Source organism: Acinetobacter indicus CIP 110367, assembly GCF_000488255.1.
GTDB classification, from domain to species: Bacteria; Pseudomonadota; Gammaproteobacteria; order Pseudomonadales; family Moraxellaceae; genus Acinetobacter; species Acinetobacter indicus.
Genome location: NZ_KI530745.1, coordinates 661191 through 680691, shown reverse-complemented (window position 1 = coordinate 680691; position 19501 = coordinate 661191). Strand labels below are relative to the sequence as shown.

The window sequence follows — 19501 nt, the reverse complement described above, 5'->3', positions numbered from 1 at the left end:
TAAGCACTCTTGGTTAATGAGACAAATGAAGCATCAGTTTAAATTTAATCCTTTAGCGACTGCGATCTTGACCCTGTTATGTGGACACGCGATGAGCAGTCATGCAGAGACCACAGAGCCCGCTTCATCCATCACCAATCAACAACTCAAACAGAGCATTCAGGATGCTTATCCGGGCCAGTCGTTTTTTGAACAGTATTATGTCGATAAAACCGCGCCGGAAGCCCAGCAGCATTTTGGCCAAGAGCTGAGTTCAGCCTATTGTCAAGGCGCCTGGGTCACGCCAATTAGCCCGGACACCGTGGCCGTTGCTGCTGAAGAAGCCACCTCGACCGTTACCGCTGATTATGGTCACTATAATCCTAATGGGGATTCGGTTTTAGAAGGCAATGTGGTAATTGACCAGCAAGGCCGCCAGATTCGTGCCGATAAAATTACCATTGACCAGACCCAGACCTATGCCAGTGCCGAAGGCCGGGTACAAATGGCGCAAGCCGGTTTACTGGCGCAAAGCGACCAGATCAATTACAACCTGAAAACCCAGCAAGGCGATTTACACAACAGCTTCTATATTGCAGAAGAACAGCACGCACATGGCATGGCGGAAAAGATTGCCCGCACTTCAACCAATACCTTGGTATTGAACAATGCCACCTATAGCACCTGCCCGCCTGAACAGGCACCGACTTGGAAAATTCAGGCCGATGAAATCAAGCTAAATCAGGAAACCGGTCGCGGTGAAACCCGTGGCACCAAACTGTATGTAAAAGATGTGCCGGTGCTGGCAGTGCCATATTTTAACTTCCCGATTGATGACCGTCGTACTACCGGTATTTTGACCCCGAGTTTTGGCTTTACCAATGATGGTGGAGTTGAACTGGCGGTACCGGTCTACCTGAACCTGGCTCCAAACTATGATGCCACCGTGACACCACGCTATATTGGTGACCGTGGCCCGATGCTGGAAGGTGAATTCCGCTATCTGACCGAGAATTTTGGTCAGGGTCAGATCTGGGGCGGCTACCTGGCCTCTGACAATAAATACAATGATGAAGATCGTAAGGATTTTCACTTTCTGCATAACTGGCAGATTAACGAGCAGTTCAATACCAATCTGGAATATAACTACGCTTCAGATAAAGACTATTTTGCTGACTTAAACAACAACCCGAACTCCAGAACCGACCTGAACTTACGCCGCGCCTGGGAACTAAATTATCGCAATGGCATTCCGGGTTTAAGAGCGCAGCTAAAAGTTGAAGATTTCCAGACGCTGGACCCAACTATTCCAGATGAAGACCGTCCGTATGCGCGTTTACCACAGTTCTTATTGAACTATAAAACTGGTAATCCGCAAGGTTTCCAGATCGAGTTTAACCACGACACGGCTTACTTCAAGAAAGATATTAACAATCTGGAAGCCAGTGCCACTGACCTGAACAGCTATGAACCAAGTGGTACCCGTATCTATAACGATTTTAAAGTACGTTATAACTACCGCAACCCATGGTCTTTTGTGATTCCAGAAGTATCACTTCGCAACGTCAACACCTTCTTTGACAAAGACACCCAAAATGCGCTGAATCAGTTTGATTCGTCTAGCGAAACCAAATCGGTGACGGTGCCGCAGTTTACCCTGGACGCCGGTCTGACCTTTGAAAAAGAAGGTCGCTTCCTGCAAACCATTACCCCGCGCGCCTTCTATGCCTATGCGCCGTATCAGAAGCAGGATGGTCATCCAAATTTTGATTCAGCCACTGCTTCCATTAATTATGACCAGCTGTTTAGCCCATACCGTTTCTACGGCCATGACCGCCTGGAAGACAACAACTTCCTGTCGCTTGGTTTAAGCTACAGCCTGTTTGATGAAGTAGGTTTAGAGCGGATTCGCGCCAGCCTGGGTCAAAGCTTCTTCTTTGAAGATCGTCGTGTGACCCTGGAAAATACTGCAGACAGCTTTGATACCGAAAGCCGCACCGGCCCGGTAGTGAGTCTGGCCAGCCAGTTAACCGAAAACCTGAATATTGGTGCCAATGCCGCCTGGATGTCAGACGGTGACAATGCCCAGCGCGATCTGCACCTGTTCTATACCGGTGAACAAGGCAATTTATACAATGTCGGCTATATTAACCGTCGTCATATTCTAAACCGTCAGGATCATTATGATCAGGTGGTGGCTTCGTTCATTCAACCGGTCTACAACAACTGGCGTATTCTGGGTCATGCCCAATACGATTTGGACAATAGCGTCGCCCGTGAATATTTACTCGGTGTGAACTATGAATCCTGCTGCTGGGGCATCTCGGTCTACGGCCGCTCTTATTATAATGATCTGGATGATGTCTCCGATCACAACGTCAAGCCGAAACGCGCCATCATGGCTGAATTGAACCTGAAAGGCCTCGGCAGTTTCAACAATAAACTTGCATCTTTACTTGAAAACCGTATTTTAGGGTTTAATAGAACTAATCAAACTTGGACACAACGTTAATGAAGACACCACAGTTAAAACAATTTTTTAAAGCCACAGCCTTAGCTTTATGTATTTCTTCAGCTGCACCTGCTTTTGCACAAACTGTAGATCAGGTCGTGGCCGTGGTGGATAACAGTGTCATCCTACAAAGTGATTTAGCGCAAACCGCTGCCGAAATGCAGCAACAATTACAGGCACAAAACAAAACCGTGCCACCGGCCCAATATTTACAACAACAAGCCTTAGAACAACTGATCGTGCGTCAGGCACAGCTGGAACAGGTCAAACGTTACAACATCAAACCTGATGAAAAAGCATTAAATGAAGCGGTGATGCGTGTGGCCCAGCAAAATGGCAGCAAAAGTCTGGAAGATTTCCAGCAGAAAGTCGACCGTATTGCACCGGGAACCTACGCCTCGTTACGCAACCGTATTGCTGAAGATTTGGCAATTAACCGTCTGCGTCAGCAAGTCGTGATGTCACGGATTAAAATTAGCGATCAGGATGTCGATAACTTCCTGAAAACCCCGCAAGGTCAAGCCGCTTTAGGCAGTCAGGCGCATGTGTTGCATGTGCGCGTATCCGGTGAAAATGCACAGGCCACCGCGGAACAGGTTAAAACTGCACTGAATAACAGCAATGACCTCAATGCCATTAACAAGCAGTTCAGCACAGCTGCCACCAAAGTTGAATCGGCTGATATGGGTTTCCGCAGCCTTTCTGAAATTCCGGCTGAACTGGCTGCACGTGTAAGTGCACTTGACGTCGGTCAGACCACTGAGCTGATTGCAGTCAATGATGGTATTCATGTGCTGAAACTGGTCGATCGTAAAGCCGGTGAACAACGCGCGCTGGTCCCACAATATCAAACCCGTCATATTCTGATTCAGCCAACAGAAGTGGTGAGCCCAGAAAATGCCAAGCACATGATTGACAGTTTGTATAACCGCCTCAAAGCCGGTGAAGATTTTGCAGTGTTGGCCGGTACTTTCTCAACCGATACCGGTTCTGCCCGTGATGGCGGTAGCCTGGGCTGGGTTAGCCCTGGAGTGATGGTGCCTGAATTTGAACAGCAAATGAAAAGTACCCCGGTAGGTGAAATCAGCCAGCCATTTCAAACCCAGTTTGGCTGGCATATTCTACAGGTGACAGATACCCGCCAGCAGGACATGACCCGCGAATACCAGGAACGTATGGCACGCCAGATTCTAGGTGAACGTCAGTTTGATACCGAACTGGACAGCTGGTTACGTGAAATTCGCAGCAATGCCTTTGTCGATATTAAAGATCCAAACCTGGACCGTAAAAATAACTAGGTCTTAAAAAATGAAAAACCAGTGCCTGCACTGGTTTTTTTAATTCTGGCTTTTCACCTCGCCATCAATAGCAATAAAAAAACCGCTGAATTCAGCGGTTTTTTATAAGAGGACTTAAGCCATTAATATTGATTAACGGTTGTTGTCATCTTCTTGAGAATCTTCAAATTTAGAGTCGTTATCAAAACCAGAAGCTTGACCACCGAAGCCAGCGCCTTGACCACCGAAGCCACCTTGACCGCCGAAGCCGCCGCCTTGACCACCGAAGCCGCCTTGACCACCGAAGCCGCCTTGACCACCGAAGCCACCTTGACCACCGAAGCCGCCGCCTTGACCACCGAAGCCGCCTTGACCACCAAAGCCACCACCTTGTCCGCCGCCGAAGCCACCACCTTGACCACCGAAGCCACCAGCACCTTGAGCACCAGCAGGACGTGGATTACGTGCAGGTACAACTGTAGAAATCGCGTGTTTGTAAACCATTTGGCTTACTGTATTTTTTAATAGCACCACATACTGGTCAAAAGATTCGATATGACCCTGTAATTTAATACCGTTTACAAGGAAAATAGAAACTGGAATACGTTCTTTACGGAGAGAATTCAAGAACGGATCTTGTAAAGTTTGACCTTTAGACATGTTATAACTCCAAAAATAATTAAAAATCAGCGCAAAAACTATCTTTATTTTTCAATTAAAATTTATAAAAAAGACAGTTCATAAATTTTGCTTTATCCGTAACAGTTTCGCAAGTTTTCTTGAGCCTGCTTTATCGTAAAATATGTTTGAATTTTATGCGATTCCTGCAACGATCTGAGCCAAGTATATTGACGTTTTGCAAGTTGTCGTGTTGCAAATAGGGCCTTATCCTCCATTTCCTGCTTTTTATTGAGACTTTTATCACTTTTCTTTAGAAATTCTAAAGCTTGTCGGTATCCAACAGAGCGCATAGAGGGTAAATTCTCATCTAAATCGTATTTTTCAATAAGCCTTTCTACTTCATTCAAAAAACCCATTGACCACATTATTTCTAATCGTTTTTCTATACGTTGATGTAATTCTACCCGATCTGGCAGCAAGGCGTGATTATGAAAAGTGTAACGATATGGTACATTTTTGGGTTGTTCTGCTTGTAGTTTAGTAATGGGCTGGCCGGTTAACTTGAACACTTCTAAGGCCCGGATAATCCGCTGCTTATCGCTGACTTTAAATTTCTGCCCCGCTAAAGCATCTACCGCGCACAATTCGGCATACACGGCTTCCCAGCCCTCACGTGCCGCCTTATCTTCAATTTCAGCGCGCACCGCATAATCTGCACTTGGCAAATTACTGGACAACCCTTCTAGCAATGCCTTGAAATACAGCATGGTTCCGCCCACCAAAATGGGGGTTTTGCCACGCGCATGCATATCATCAATTAAAGCGCAGGCATCTTCCACAAACTGTGCAGCAGAATACACTTCTAAAGGGGTAATAATATCAATCAGATGGTGTGGATAACGCGTCTGCTCGGCTTTGCTTGGTTTAGCCGTACCAATATCCATATCCTGATACACCAAAGCGGAATCGACTGAAATCAGCTCAAAATGCCCCAGTTCATAGAGTTCACATGCCAAAGCAGTTTTACCGCTTGCAGTAGGTCCCATTAAATTGATGACCGGCAATTGATTTGACATGTACCACTACTCTCCTCGAGCAAAAAGTTTATCTAATTGAGCCAATGGAAAGGCACGCCAGGTCGGGCGGCCATGATTACATTGGCTGGCAAATTCGGTTTGTTCCATCTGGCGCAGCAAGGCGTTCATTTCAGACAGGCTGAGCATACGATGCGCACGCACGGCACCATGACAGGCCATGCCGGCCAGAATCTGGTCACGTTTTTGTAGCAGTGCTTGTGCTTCATCAGCCGGGTCCAGATCATTCAGTAGTTCAGGAATCAGGGCGTCAAAATTGGCCTTATGCAAAATCGCCGGCACCCCACGCACAATCACCTGTTCATCACCATATTGATCCAGATCCAGCCCTAAACGCGCCAGCTGCGGTTTCAGCTCTTCAATCCGCATCGCCTGCATCCGGCTAATGCTAATCACTTTAGGAATTAGCAGCTGCTGTGAGGTCCAGAATTCCGGCTTATCCCAGGCCGATTTCATTTGCTGTAATAAAATCCGCTCATGCGCCGCGTGCATATCGACAATAATCAAGCCTTCGGTATTTTGCGCCAGAATATAAATTCCATGTAACTGGGCGATGGCAATGCCGAGTGGATGTTCATCTACCGGAGCTGGCTGTGTATCATCCGCGACCGACTGTGGGCTGGACAATGCAGATTCATCCAGCTCACGTAACGGTGCCAGATAGCTTTTCAGCGCATTGTTCAGCTGCTGTGAGCCGGTATAGGCATTGCTATAACCCGTATTCTGACCACTGGCCATTTTCTGGCCTTGTGGCAGTGCATAATCCACACTTTGCGGGCGGGTGTCACTAAAATCTGTCAGTAATTCTGGCGCGGCCTGATTGGATACCGGTACGATGGCTTCGGCTACTTTATGCAACTGAAATTGTTCCTGATAACGTGGCTGCGCCGCAAACACTGGCTCCGGCGTCTCGGTTTTCATGGTCGTGGCCAAGTCGGCACTGGCGGTTTGGAACTGCGCCAGGGTTTCTTTGCCATAATGACGCACAAACTCATGCACTTCACGCTGGTTTAAAAAGCGGATTTCATGCTTGGTTGGATGCACATTGACATCAATATTTTCAGGTTCAACTTCCAGAAACAGCAAATACGCCGCATGCTGATGACCATGCAAAATACCATCATAGGCCATGCGTAGCGCATGTGAGATGGTCTTGTCTTTGACAATCCGGCCATTTACATAGACATATTGTAAATCGGCCTGTGCCCGCGCATCGGAAGGATGGCCCAACCAGCCCGACAGACGCATGCTGATACTATCGGCATCAATCCAGTAAGCATTTTCGGTAAACTGTCGTCCCAGCAATTGCTGTACACGCTGAAAACGCAGCTCGCCGCTGTCAGCAACCGGCAGGTTCAGCTTGATGCTGTTATTATGTTCCAGCACAAAACGGATATCAAAATGCGTCAGTGCCAGACGGCGCACAATTTCTTCAATATGGCCAAATTCGGTACCCGGCTTTTTTAAAAATTTACGGCGTGCCGGCACATTAAAAAACAGATCCTGCACCCGAATATGGGTTCCTTTCGACGCAGCCACCGGCACAATCTCCTGATGATCAAAAGCCGTGCCATTCACTTCAACCTGATAGCCCACCCCTTCATCTGTCTGGCTGCTGATCAGGCTTAAACGCGATACTGCGGCAATGGATGCCAGTGCTTCACCACGAAAACCGAGGCTGACAATGGCATGCAAATCATCGGCAGTTTGAATTTTACTGGTGGCATGACGCATGACTGCCAAGGGTAGATCTTCAGGGTGAATGCCGCGCCCATTGTCAATAATTTCAATCAGGGTACTGCCGCCCTGTTCCACCCGGATAATCAGTTCGGTCGCACCGGCGTCAATCGCATTTTCTAATAATTCTTTGACCACAGAAGCCGGACGCTCAATAACTTCACCGGCGGCAATCTGGTTGGCCAGTGCCGGATCAAGCGCGCGGATACGACGTGTACTTAAATCAGCCGACATGGGTAAAATTCTGCTCCAGAGCGTGTTGTAAAGCGGCAGAAGACGAGCTGAGGGTTGCGGTGCGGCTCAATTCATCTTCAGACTTTAGAATATTAATAATCAGGTCCGGTGCTGGAATTTCATCCCCACCTTTTGATGGCCATTCAAATAAAAATAAGGCGTTTGCTGTATCCAGATAATCACGGATGCCCATCAGTTCCAGTTCATACGGGTCATTCAGGCGATACAGGTCGAAGTGGAAAATATCCTGGCCATTGACCTGATACGGCTCCACCAGGGTATAGGTCGGACTTTTTACCGATCCCTGATGACCTAAGCTTTGTATCAGATAACGGGTTAGCGTGGTTTTCCCTGCGCCCAAATCCCCAATCAGATAAATCACCCCGCGCGGGAAATGCGCCGCCAAAACCTGAGCCAGATTTTGGGTCTCTTGTTCATTGTTCAGGTTCAGACAAAATGAATACTGCATAATACTCGCGACATGATTCAAAACAGCAATTATGATAGCATCGCAGCCGTTTAAAAGCCTATTCGACTGCGTCAGAATCTGTATTTTTTCACAGCATTTGTTGCCTAATTTGAGATGTGCACCCGTTCATGAGCTCCACTGCCGATTTTATTCCCCCGATGATTAATGGTGTTAGCGCCAGCAAAGTTTACTTGCAGCCATCATCGGCAAGTACAGTGTATGCCTACCTGTGCCAGCAGTTTCCGCATATTTCTGCAGCTGAATGGCTGTCGCGCTTTCAGGATGGTCTGGTCTATGATGCACATGGTCAGCGTCTAAACACAGACAGTCCTTTTCAGGCGCATACGCACTGTTTTTACTATCGTTTTTTGGCCCATGAAGTAACGGTGCCGTTTCAGCATCAGATTTTATTTGAAAATGAAGATTTGCTGGTGGTAGATAAACCGCATTTTCTGACCATGAGCCCAACCGGACAATATGTGCAGCAAACCTTACTGGTGCGTTTGAAACAGCAAACTGGCAATGAACAGCTGACCCCGATTCACCGTTTAGACCGGGAAACTGCCGGCGTGGTGCTATTTTCCAAACAGCCGGCCAGTCGTGGTCTTTATCAGCAAATGTTTGCCGAACGTCAGGTCCGCAAGACCTATCATGCGATTGCACCTTTTCGTGCCGATTTAAGTTTTCCTTGCACCACCCGTTACCGCATGGAAAAAGGTCAGCCGTTTTATACCATGCAGGTGGTGGATGGAGTACCCAACAGCGAAACCGATATTGAGCTGTTAGCGCATAACGGTCATTTGGCAAAGTATTTGCTTAAACCTGTCACCGGTAAGCAGCATCAATTGCGGGTGCATTTAAATCAGCTTGGAATTGCTATTTTAAACGATCCATTTTATCCGCAGGTGCAGCATAAAACGGAAGATGATTTTTCTGCGCCTTTACAGCTTCTGGCCAAAGATATTTGCTTTCAGGACCCAATCAGCAAAGCAGCAATGGCGTTTAGCTCCCAATTTGACCTGACACTGTAATCTAATTGTCATTACATTTATTTCAATTTTTCCTGTGTATGAATATTGAAATTACAAATGGTTAGATTAAAATGTGTCTACACAGTTAAGTGCACTTAAATTAATTAAAATCATGAGAAAAACTGAAGTTTATCAAATTCGCCTGGATTCTCAGGAAAAGAAACAGGCTTTTGCCGTGTTTAAACAGTTGGGGATTACACCGGCACAAGCGGTTCGTCTGTTCTTTAAACAGGTCGTTCTGACCAAATCTATTCCTTTTTCTATCGAAAACCAGAATATTAATCTGGAGCAGCTGATCAAGTTAAGAAAGCTCAAGCAAGAACAGCAAAATACTCAGGCCACACCAACACCTGCGCCCGTCAGCACCGACACTTCCCCACTGGACGATGAAGATCTGGACCTGTTTGCCGAATTAAATGCCCTCTTGGGTGAAACTGACAAAAGTTAACAGTGTTGTATTTATAAACAATATTTTAATTTAATCTGCTAAAAACTTGGTTATGCTGCATAGACAACAATAAGATATGCAGGGAGTCATGGATGATTGTCAGACGCGCAACCGTAGCAGATCTCGAGCAGCTGGCCGTATTATTTGATGAATATCGTCAATTTTATGGTGCATCTTCTAACCTGAAGCTTTCACACCAGTTTTTACAACAGCGTTTTGAAAATCATGAAAGCGTGATTTTTATTCATGTGAAAGATGAGGTGATTACCGGTTTTATCCTGCTGTATTTAGGCTTTTCTTCGGTGGCCTGTACCACCTATTATATTCTGGATGATGTCTATGTGACGCCGGTCTATCGTCGTCAAGGCTCGGCCAAACAGCTGATTGATACCGCAATTCATTTTGCCCGTCATAACAATGCACTACGGATTAGTCTGCAAACCCAGAACAACAACTATCAATCGCATCAACTATATGAACAGATGGGCTTTATTAAAGACAATGAGTTTCAGACCTACCACTGTTTCTTAAAATAGCCCAATCTATTAAAAGCCGGTTTAATCCTGCATCCGGGTACGCGCCTGCTGTACCTGGGCGTCATCTAAATAGATCCACTGCCCCAACTCGAGTTCTGGCAGGTTTAAAGCGCCAATTTGCTGACGATGCAGCTTTTCCACCTTATTGCCAACTGCTGCCAGCATCCGCTTTACCTGATGATAGACACCCTGATGAATGGTCATTTCCAGCTCGTGCTCGGCCAGACGGCAAATATCGGTGGCAGCAAAAATGCCGCTTTCATTGCGCAGTTCGACTCCATCTGCCAGTTGCTGGATTTGCGCATCTGTGACCGGATCTGCGGTGTACATGCGATAGACTTTGGCCACATGCTTTTTCGGATGGGTCAGCGCCTGTAAAAACTGGCCATCATCAGTTAGCAATAACAAACCGGTGGTGTCCTGATCTAAACGTCCCACACATTGCAGGCCACGGTTCAGCAAAATATCGTCAAACAGATCAAACACACTAAAATGATGGGTGGCCTGATGTGAACACTCATAACCTTGCGGTTTGTTTAACGCGATATAGACCTTCTCCCGATAGGTATAGTCCTGCCCATAGACCGAAAATTTTAAACCCTGCAACTGCAGTTTCTGTTTGGGTTGGGTGATGACTTCACCCTCAATGGCAATCGCACCATTTTGAATCAGCTGCTGGCAGTGTTTGCGTGAACCAAAGCCTTGCGATTGCAACATTTTTTCTAAAGTCATCGAATTACCTGTGGAGTGAAAGCTGTATCAATATGGAAGATGGCGTATTTTATACTGAAACCGCGCTGGAGTTGGAATCTATCAGCAGGCCCCGCTGAAAAAGGCTACAATAATGGCCTCTTTTTCTCCCATGCCACCGTGTTCAGCCTGTATGTCACACCTCGATTTAAACCTGATTGTTCTGCTTATTTTATTGGCCTGCGGTATTTTTAGTCACAATACTGCCGTCACCATTGCCGCCGCGGTGTTAATCGTGTTTCGCATCACACCACTGGAAGTATATTTTCCGCTCTTGCAACAGCATGGTTTAAATATTGGCATTATCATTTTGACCATTGGCGTACTAACGCCCATTGCCAGCGGTAAAATCCCCGGTGATGAAATCCTGAAATCATTTATGCACTGGAAATCCATACTCGCGATTGGCATAGGCCTGTTTGTGGCCTGGCTCGGTGCACGTGGGGTACAGCTGATGAGCCATCAACCGAATATTGTCGCTGGCCTGCTGATTGGTACGGTTGCTGGTGTGGCCTTGCTGCGCGGTGTGCCGGTCGGACCATTAATTGCCGCCGGCATTTTATCGTTATTGATTGGTTCTAAATAGCCGCTTCATACAGACACGGCTTTAAAGAGATACGGATACACGATTAGGCACGTACATCGGCCTGAAACAGCTTTTGGCATAATAGCCAGCCCATTGCCGAGAACGCAGCCATCACAATACCGACCCAGAACCAGTCTCCGGTGGCAGAAACAATCGCAGCAATTGCTGGTGGCAACAGAAACTGCGATGTCGCTGAGCACTGTAAAATCATGCCAATGGTCGCACTAATGGCCACCGGACTAGGCGCAAAACGCAAGGCTTGAGCAAAGACCACCGCGGCGACCAGACCACCAAATAACGAAAAGCTAAACACGCAGGCAAACTGCAGTAAAAATGGTAACTGGGCCTGAAAGATATAGAAACTTAAGGCACACAGCATCAAGATGATAAAACCGGTTTGGACTAAAGTTTTAGGCAGCAAACCGCGCTGCAACATGATGCCGCAGGCAAAGGTCCCGACTGCATTGGCAATCGCCACCGAGGCAGTTAATGCGCCTGCCAGCGTCAAGGAAATCTCGTTTTGCTGATAAATCGTCGGTAAGAAACCGACCAGACTAAACCATTGTCCGGCATAGGTGCCGAACATCAATGCCAGCATCCACGCTGGTGGATGTTTGAGCGTGGTTTTGATCAGCTGAAACACTTCAATTTTCTGGGTTGATTGTTGCGGTTTCGGCACTCGGGTGGCGACCAGCGCAAACAGACTTAAGGTCAGTAGTGTTAGCGTCAGCCATACCCCTTGCCAGCCCATCATGGTGATTAGCCACGGCGTCAGTAATAAGGAAATCCCCATGCCGCCGCCCATATAGGCACTCCACAAGCCCATTTTGGCGGAAATTTCTTCTGCCGGCACCAGCTGGCGAATATAGGCCGGACCACTTAAGGTCACCAGTAAAAAGCCAAATCCTTCCACTACCCGCAGCAGCAGCAAACTGCTGACGCTTTGGCTAAACCCACCGAGCAAACTGGCTGCGCTTAGTAAGCCCAGTCCAAGCAAGACACAGCGTTTCAGTCCAATTTTTTCGACATAACTGCCCAAGGTCAGTGCAAACAGCATACCAGCCCCTTGCACCAGCGACAGCAACAAACCAGCTTGTACCAGCCCGATCCCCAGTTCCTGCTGTAATACCGGCACCGCTGGCGGTAATTTACCGACATGCATCGCCGCGACAAAACCTGCACAAATAATCCAAATATCCCTGCTGAACCATTGTACTTTGGACATACCCTTACTCACTTCAATCTTGTGACTTGAGCTTATCAAGTTCAGTAACTGCCATTTATTAAAAAAACATCTCATCTTATGTTTTTCCTGAATAAATGGCGTAGCTGGCAGATGATTCAACGACCTGAATCCTCACCATTATTTACTCAAAAATTACGCTATTTGTGCGGATGTTATTGTGCATAGTAATGACTACGCTTTTGCGAAAATTTTTCCAGCTGTTTCAGGAAGCCTTCAAAATAGCTTTTTTCTTTTTCTTCACTGCGATAACCAGCATACAGCGTGCGGCGTAGTCCTTCTGCCGAAACACAATGCAGACGGCGTGAAGTGACCCAACCTTTTTGTTCATATTCATTTACCACCCAGTCCGGTAAGGCCGCCACACCCCGACCGCTGGCCACCAGCTGGATTAACATCTGGGTTAAATCTGTGGTGCGAATGGCTTTCGGATAGATATTGGCCGGAATAAACAGCTTGGCCATAATATCCAGGCGGTGTTTATCCACCGGATAGGTAATTAAAGATTCTTCGGCCAGGTCCTGCACCGAAATGTCCGCAGCACGTACCAATGGATGGGTATTGGACAGCACCAGACGCGACTCATATTCAAAAATCGGGAAATACTCGATGCCTTTTAAGGCAATCGGGTCGGCGGTAATCAGCAAATCAAATTCGGCATGTTGTAATAATTCATGCGGATTGGCTTCAAAGCCGGAAGCAAAATCCAAATCAACATCGGGATATTGCTGGCGGTACTGATTTAACAGCGGCATCAGCCAGTCAAAACAGCTATGACATTCCGAAGAAAAAATAATCCGGCCGGTTTGCCCATGCACAATCCGGGTAATATCGGTTTGGGCAATCTGGATCTGCGGCAAAATATCATCTGCCAGTTTCAGCAAACGCTGCCCCACATTGGAAAACGTCACCGGACGCGAGCGACGATTGACCACTTCCACCCCATACCAGTGATCCAGCTCTTTCAACTGATGGGAAATGGCAGATGGGGTCAGACATAAATCATTGGCCGCGGCCACCAGTGAACCATGTTCGCGTAAGGCCAATAAGGTTTTTAAATGACGAATTTCAAGCATGGGAAATGAAGTATCTCAAAATCAGGAGATGCACTGCGTTGAATGCAATGTCGCCCTAAAAATAAAAATATGAATTAAATTCATCTTAGCATAAATTCCATGAGTTGGTTTCATTATTCTAAATAAGGCAGCTGTTAAGAGATGGCGCTGTTTTTAAGCAAGATGAAGATGAGTTGAAATACGTCTAAATAACGAATAAGCATAAAAAAGAGCATCTTTAAGATGCTCTTTTATTACGGAAGGATGAAAAGTTTATTCTACATATAGCAAGGCCAGACGCACCTGATCATAGCCCATGCGCGGACTGGTCAGCTCGACAATCGGGCGCAGCTTGATCGTGCCATCATCATTAAAATGATCACTTTGCTGACGTTTTTGCAGGCGTTTATAAATTTTGCGGATTTGCTCCACCACTTCCTCACCCGGATGCGCCACCGAAATATCTAGTCCCTGTTCCTTATGCAAACGTGCCAGATGGTTAATAATCGTCGCTGGAGTCAGGCCACGTTCATGGGCAATATCTTCAATCTCATAACCTTCTTCAAACAAGGCCCGGGTTTCATCTAGCGTTGCCGAGGCATAATTCTGCTTACCGCCACTGCGTGCGATTTTCCGTTCATTGCGTTCAATTTCAACCTCATTCAAGGTGCCGCCACAATGCCGGATGAAGGCTTTATGCTGTGCGGTCAGGTCAATTTCGGCAAAATTCTGTTCTGCTTCCTCTGACAGTTCCTGAAAACGGCGATCGGCTTTAATTGCCAGACTGTCCAGCTCCAGCGCCTGCTCGTTAAAGCCCAATAAACGCAGGCCATCTAAGGTTTTTAATCGTGACAGTGCCACATAGCCCTGACCTTTTTCAAAGGTATGGCTCAGGTTAATTTCTGCCGCTTCTAAAGTCATACCTTGCGATTTATGAATGGTAATTGCCCAGGCCAGACGCAACGGAATTTGCTGGAAACTGGCAATGGTTTTTCCGGCTTCATTATCAATCGACCAGGTTTCTGGTTCGACCAGCAGCACCGTGCCATCAGTCAGTTTGACTTTCGGCAGGCAGCCATATTCATCATCTTCTTCAAAGCCAATCACCTCGCCCAGACTGCCGTTGATATAACCCATATCAAAGTTGTTTTTAACAAACATCACTTTGGCATGTTTTTTTAGGGTCAAGGTTTCAGGCGCACGCACCGAAGATTTTAAGGTTTCAATCAGTTTGTCATTCCCATCACAGCTGGCATCGAACTGGCGACTTTCAGCATCAATTTTATTTAAATGCTTAAAGTTGATGGTATCGACATCCATATTGTGAGTATATAAACGGGTAAAGGTGTCGCCAATATCCTGCTGACGGGTATTTTGCAGCGCCTGCAGATGCTGCGGGCCAATATCCTGACGACGAATCGCATTGAGAATATCGTTTAAAAAGTCATTGCCCTGACGATGCTGCTCGGTCAAATAGCAGACCCGGAATTTGGCCTCGACCCAGGCCTCCGACATAAAGCAGAATTTATCGCGATTACGTTCATCATTTCTGCCCACTGGCGGCAACTGGAAGAAATCACCAGCGACAATCACCTGAATACCACCAAAGGCTTCATCGCTTTCCTTAAAATATTTCAGCACCTGATTGACCAGATTCAACTGCTTGGCATGCAGCATCGAAATTTCGTCAATAATCAAGACCTGCGCATTTTCCAGATGTTCTTTCAGGTATTTGCGCTCTTTCATATTTTTCAGGTCGGCATCAGACAAGACATCTTTAATACCAATGCCGGCCCAGGTGTGAATGGTCATACCATTCATATGTGTGGCGGCAATTCCAGTCGAGGCCGTAATCGCCACCGGCACTTTACGTGCTTTTAAATAGTTGATGTACTGATTGAGCGTATAGGTTTTCCCTGCACCGGCCGAGCCTGTTAAAAATACATTTTCGCCCGCTTTTAAGAGTTTGAGTGCAGTTTCCTGTTTCATAAGACCTATACCGTAGATGAACGGCTATAGCCTACCCATTTTTCAGCAAAAAGTTAAGGCAAAAACCACATCTGGCGACATCACTTGTCATAAAGTTCCGGCAGATGGGTCCTGTTTTAAGCGGCTGTTCAGCCATTGAATAAACTGTTCCGCAATATTGACCAGCAACTGTTCGGCTTTATGATTGTTCGGATATTCCAGCTGATCAAAGCGCAGCTGTCCATCGAGCAGATGACAACCCAGCGTTAAGGACTGGCGATAACACGGCGATGACATATGAAAAGCCACATATTCGCCTTCAATAATTTTCTGGCTATAACTCACCGCCAGACAATGATGAAAACTGCGCGACTCCTGAATAATCCGGTCCAGACTGTTCAGTTCCTCAAAGCACCAGCCCAGATACTGGGTTCTGCCTTGTAGCGATACGGGCGGCCAGTGGCTGACGTTTAACTGTTTTTTCAGCTTAGCCAGAATTTCGGCTTTATGTACTTCATGATGCCAGCGCACCGCACGCTGAAAAATACTGCTCCAGCTGACATTTTTCGGGGTGTAATTTTTTTCATTAAAATAATCGACCAGATAATCGCGCACATAAGCATCAAACACCGATTCACGCACCGGCCCGGCCTTTAAATAAAACAGCTGCCGGAATTGCTCCAGCGTCAACTGATGACGGCGTAAACAGTGCATAAAGTCACGCGATTGCTGACTCTCCGGATGAATAAACTGCATTAATTCAGCCGGCAGTTCTGCCGTGACCTTATGCAGATGCAGCATATAGGCCTGCATCACCCGGCTTAAACGTGCATAAACCTGTTTCACCTGCAGTTCATCCTGTGCCGCAACAATCGCCAGCAAATTCATCCATTCATCTAAATACAAAATAGACGGGCTGATGCTAATTCGCGGGTCTTCCAGTGACTGGCGCTGGCCTTTTTGCACCACCCGAGAATTATGCTGATGTTCAAACCATTGATGTTGCAGCGCAAAATGATCACAGCTCTGAATAAACAGCCGCGCCGAGGCATACTGGAAATACTGCAAGGTGGCCAGAATAATGCGTGGATGAATCTGGCTGCAATCGACAAAACTTAGCGCCACCACCGCCACGCGGACACTGGAATGATGAATATTGTCACTGAGCCAGTCCAGCACCAGTTTCGATTGCCGAAACAGCCAGTTGACTGCACGTGGATAATCAAACAGTGGCAAGCGCGCAACTTTGGTCTGCCAGATGCGGGTATTTTTTTCCAGAAAATGCCGTTTGGCCAGAATATTATCTTCGGCCCAGACCGCGCGGTTCATAATCCGGACAAAGCCTAATAAATGACTCTGCTCTACCGAGTGTCGATACAACAGCCGAATATCGTCCTGATGATCGATTAAATCCTGTAAATTAAATCGCTCTGGAAATGAGATACTTAAAATACGATACATGGCTTTAGGCAGAAATTCTGCTGCACTAAAACAAAAATCATCATAACTTAGCATCAGTGCTTGCACTGGCAAAAAGGTTTCACCCTCTACAAATTCCAAAGCGCATAGTGTCGATAAAGCAGTTAAAACATCTTCAGGAATCGGCTGCCCTTGCTGCACAAATTTGGTCAATACTGGTTGATACTGATCGTCTACCTGCATTAATGCCTGATCTAAAATTTGTGCCTGCATAGCATCTAAATGCAACAACAATTGCTTAACCCGTGCTGCACCATCTACCCAAAGATAAACTTGCTGCAGAATCAATTGCCGCAATTGCTGCGCCTGCTTACGCAAAAATAAGGAATGCTGCGGTTTTAAATCCCCTGTCAAAAAATGCAGATCATGTAAGAAAAAATCTTCAAACGCTTCTTGCTGTTGCCCCGCAAATTCAAAGTGGGTTTCTATTAAATTTGTATGCGATTTTGGCGAATAAAATTCTAGGCTAAACAGACCATTCAACAATTCGACCCGATGCTGCAAAGGATCAATTCGAAAAATATTTTGTGCTGTAAAATGCCCAACCAGATCCATTTGATCTTGATAGATTTCTGCGGCCACACTGGAAATACGAACCAATTGCTGTGCAACGGCATGCAACTGGCTATGCTGGCGACTTGGCTGCATATACGCTCCTCATGCTTAAGTGCGGTCTATCTAAGTGTCATCTTATTTTTATTTGATTACACCGAATAGACCCATCACGTGATACATCCCTATTTTTTGTTTTTTATTTCCCATCCGCAAAAAGTGGACAATTCTTCAATCTAGCTTAAGCCACTTATTAATTGAATTACACTTTAAATATGTGTGTGCTGTATTCACACCTTAAAATTAGAGATACAAAAAATACTATAAACAAGATTTGTGCTCTTGCCTATAGACTGCGCACTACTTCAGATAATAAAACAAATTAAAAATCCATAATTTTCAAGTGATTATTTTACACTCTTTGATCAGCAACTAGGGTTGGTATTTGGTAGGTAGGATTTCACAACAAAGCAATGGATACTCAAATTACGGTTCAACACCGCGATAACAACACATTATTCCAATATCCAATGCAAGAAGGAATCTGAGCATGGCTTTTAAAAATATTGCAGATCAAACCAACGGTTTTTATATTCCTTGTGTGTCACTCTTCGGCCCTGGTTGTGCCAAAGAAATTGGCGTAAGAGCACAAAATTTAGGCGCCAAAAAAGCCCTAATTGTGACTGATGAAGGACTGTTTAAATTTGGCGTTGCCGATACCATTGCAGGCTGCCTCACCGAAGCAGGCGTTGCCAGCCATATCTTTGCTGGTGCAGAGCCAAATCCGACCGATATTAACGTGCATAACGGTGTTGATGCCTACAATGCCAATCACTGCGACTTCATTGTGTCCTTAGGTGGTGGTTCTTCCCACGACTGTGCCAAAGGCATTGGCTTAGTGACCGCAGGTGGTGGGCATATTCGTGATTATGAAGGCATTGATAAAAGTACTGTGCCAATGACCCCACTGATTGCCATTAACACCACTGCAGGTACAGCTTCGGAAATGACCCGTTTCTGTATTATTACCAATACAGACACGCACGTTAAAATGGCAATTGTCGATTGGCGCTGTACACCACTCATCGCCATTGATGATCCAAAACTCATGATTGCCAAACCTGCAGGTTTAACCGCAGCAACGGGCATGGATGCCTTAACCCATGCTGTAGAAGCCTACGTTTCAACTGCAGCCAATCCTATTACCGATGCCTGTGCAGAAAAAGCCATTCGTATGATTAGCCAGTGGCTTAGCCCTGCTGTGGCAAATGGTGAAAATATTGAAGCACGTGATGCCATGAGCTATGCGCAATATTTGGCAGGTATGGCATTCAACAATGCCTCTCTAGGCTATGTGCATGCCATGGCGCATCAACTTGGCGGTTTCTACAACTTGCCGCACGGCGTTTGTAATGCAATTTTATTGCCGCATGTTTGCGAGTTTAACCTGATTGCCTGCCCTGAGCGTTATGCCGATATTGCAGAATTGATGGGAGTCAATACTGATGGATTAACCATCACAGAAGCTGCCTATGCCGCAATTGATGCAATTCGTGAATTATCTAGCTCGATTGGTATTCCAACAGGTTTAGCTGAGTTAGGCGTTAAAGAAGATGACTTGGCGATTATGGCTGAAAATGCACAAAAAGATGCTTGCATGCTCACCAACCCACGTAAAGCCAATCATGCACAAGTGGTCGAAATTTTTAAAGCCGCGATGTAATTTGAATCTCCTGCTGAGTGAATTACGATTTGCTCAGCATCTCCCATCGTTTTTCTCAAATTTCCTCTGTTGCTGTTTTATTTTTATCCTTCCCTTTGGCAGAACCACCTCAGATGCGTTCTGCTTTTTTTTGCTGTTCAGAACAAAATGATCTCGCTGCATAAAACTAAAGCGATGTAGATGCAGAGAGTCTGCATAATTCAATTT

16 protein-coding genes are annotated in these 19501 nt (G+C 46.1%); 7 read left to right on the top strand and 9 right to left on the bottom strand.

What is annotated here, in order from left to right; translation table 11 throughout:
- Positions 1–25: 25 nt before the first annotated feature.
- Both P253_RS03285 and P253_RS03280 read left to right on the top strand, forming a co-directional pair.
- Positions 26–2491, top strand: a complete 2466-nt coding sequence (locus P253_RS03285) for an LPS-assembly protein LptD (RefSeq protein ID WP_016658232.1) — start codon at positions 26–28, stop codon at positions 2489–2491.
- Positions 2491–3789 (top strand): peptidylprolyl isomerase, encoded by a 1299-nt coding sequence (locus P253_RS03280; protein ID WP_016658233.1) that lies wholly within the window; start codon positions 2491–2493, stop codon positions 3787–3789. Before P253_RS03285 ends, P253_RS03280 begins: the two co-directional genes overlap by 1 nt.
- 132 nt (positions 3790–3921) lie before the next feature.
- On the opposite strand, the gene hfq is transcribed toward P253_RS03280, so the two are convergent.
- The 4 genes from hfq to tsaE form a co-directional block, all read right to left on the bottom strand.
- The gene (hfq, locus tag P253_RS03275; RefSeq protein ID WP_016658234.1) at positions 3922–4428 is read right to left on the bottom strand and encodes an RNA chaperone Hfq; all 507 of its coding nucleotides are present in this window, start codon (positions 4426–4428) and stop codon (positions 3922–3924) included.
- 92 nt (positions 4429–4520) lie between these two features.
- A complete protein-coding gene (gene miaA, locus P253_RS03270; protein ID WP_016658235.1) occupies positions 4521–5465 on the bottom strand; it encodes a tRNA (adenosine(37)-N6)-dimethylallyltransferase MiaA in 945 nt (314 codons plus the stop codon).
- Between the two features lie 6 nt (positions 5466–5471).
- The gene (gene mutL, locus P253_RS03265) at positions 5472–7454 is read right to left on the bottom strand and encodes a DNA mismatch repair endonuclease MutL (RefSeq protein ID WP_016658236.1); all 1983 of its coding nucleotides are present in this window, start codon (positions 7452–7454) and stop codon (positions 5472–5474) included.
- Entirely contained in the window at positions 7444–7923 is a 480-nt protein-coding gene (tsaE, locus tag P253_RS03260; protein WP_016658237.1) for a tRNA (adenosine(37)-N6)-threonylcarbamoyltransferase complex ATPase subunit type 1 TsaE, read from the bottom strand. The genes mutL and tsaE overlap by 11 nt, the downstream gene beginning before the upstream one ends.
- Before the next feature lie 128 nt (positions 7924–8051).
- Here tsaE and P253_RS03255 point away from each other — a divergent pair, with 128 nt between their 5' ends.
- The 3 genes from P253_RS03255 (at position 8052) to P253_RS03245 (ending at position 9938) form a co-directional block, all read left to right on the top strand.
- The gene (locus tag P253_RS03255) at positions 8052–8954 is read left to right on the top strand and encodes an RluA family pseudouridine synthase (RefSeq protein WP_016658238.1); all 903 of its coding nucleotides are present in this window, start codon (positions 8052–8054) and stop codon (positions 8952–8954) included.
- Positions 8955–9066: 112 nt separating this feature from the next.
- Positions 9067–9402, top strand: a complete 336-nt coding sequence (locus P253_RS03250; RefSeq protein ID WP_005177448.1) for a type II toxin-antitoxin system RelB/DinJ family antitoxin — start codon at positions 9067–9069, stop codon at positions 9400–9402.
- A 92-nt stretch (positions 9403–9494) separates the two neighbouring features.
- Positions 9495–9938 carry a GNAT family N-acetyltransferase gene (locus P253_RS03245; RefSeq protein ID WP_005177446.1) on the top strand — a complete coding sequence of 148 codons (444 nt, stop codon included), beginning with the start codon at positions 9495–9497 and terminating at the stop codon, positions 9936–9938.
- A gap of 21 nt (positions 9939–9959) precedes the next feature.
- Here P253_RS03245 and P253_RS03240 read toward each other — a convergent pair whose 3' ends face one another.
- Positions 9960–10670, bottom strand: coding sequence for a pseudouridine synthase (locus tag P253_RS03240; protein ID WP_005177444.1), 711 nt, complete (start codon positions 10668–10670; stop codon positions 9960–9962).
- A gap of 151 nt (positions 10671–10821) precedes the next feature.
- Here P253_RS03240 and P253_RS03235 point away from each other — a divergent pair, with 151 nt between their 5' ends.
- Positions 10822–11274 (top strand): DUF441 domain-containing protein, encoded by a 453-nt coding sequence (locus P253_RS03235; RefSeq protein WP_034597660.1) that lies wholly within the window; start codon positions 10822–10824, stop codon positions 11272–11274.
- Between the two features lie 43 nt (positions 11275–11317).
- On the opposite strand, the gene P253_RS03230 is transcribed toward P253_RS03235, so the two are convergent.
- The 4 genes from P253_RS03230 to P253_RS03215 form a co-directional block, all read right to left on the bottom strand.
- Positions 11318–12499: an MFS transporter gene (locus P253_RS03230; protein WP_228128863.1), complete on the bottom strand. Its 1182-nt coding sequence runs from the start codon at positions 12497–12499 to the stop codon at positions 11318–11320.
- 173 nt (positions 12500–12672) lie between these two features.
- The gene (locus P253_RS03225) at positions 12673–13593 is read right to left on the bottom strand and encodes a LysR family transcriptional regulator (protein WP_016658241.1); all 921 of its coding nucleotides are present in this window, start codon (positions 13591–13593) and stop codon (positions 12673–12675) included.
- A gap of 252 nt (positions 13594–13845) precedes the next feature.
- A complete protein-coding gene (locus P253_RS03220) occupies positions 13846–15561 on the bottom strand; it encodes an AAA family ATPase (protein WP_016658242.1) in 1716 nt (571 codons plus the stop codon).
- 87 nt (positions 15562–15648) lie between these two features.
- Positions 15649–17667: a hypothetical protein gene (locus P253_RS03215; RefSeq protein ID WP_016658243.1), complete on the bottom strand. Its 2019-nt coding sequence runs from the start codon at positions 17665–17667 to the stop codon at positions 15649–15651.
- A 454-nt stretch (positions 17668–18121) separates the two neighbouring features.
- Between P253_RS03215 and mdh the strand changes: the two genes are divergently transcribed.
- Complete coding sequence (mdh, locus tag P253_RS03210) at positions 18122–19294, top strand: iron-dependent methanol dehydrogenase (RefSeq protein ID WP_016658244.1); 1173 nt, start codon at positions 18122–18124, stop codon at positions 19292–19294.
- The last annotated feature ends 207 nt before the right edge of the window (positions 19295–19501 follow it).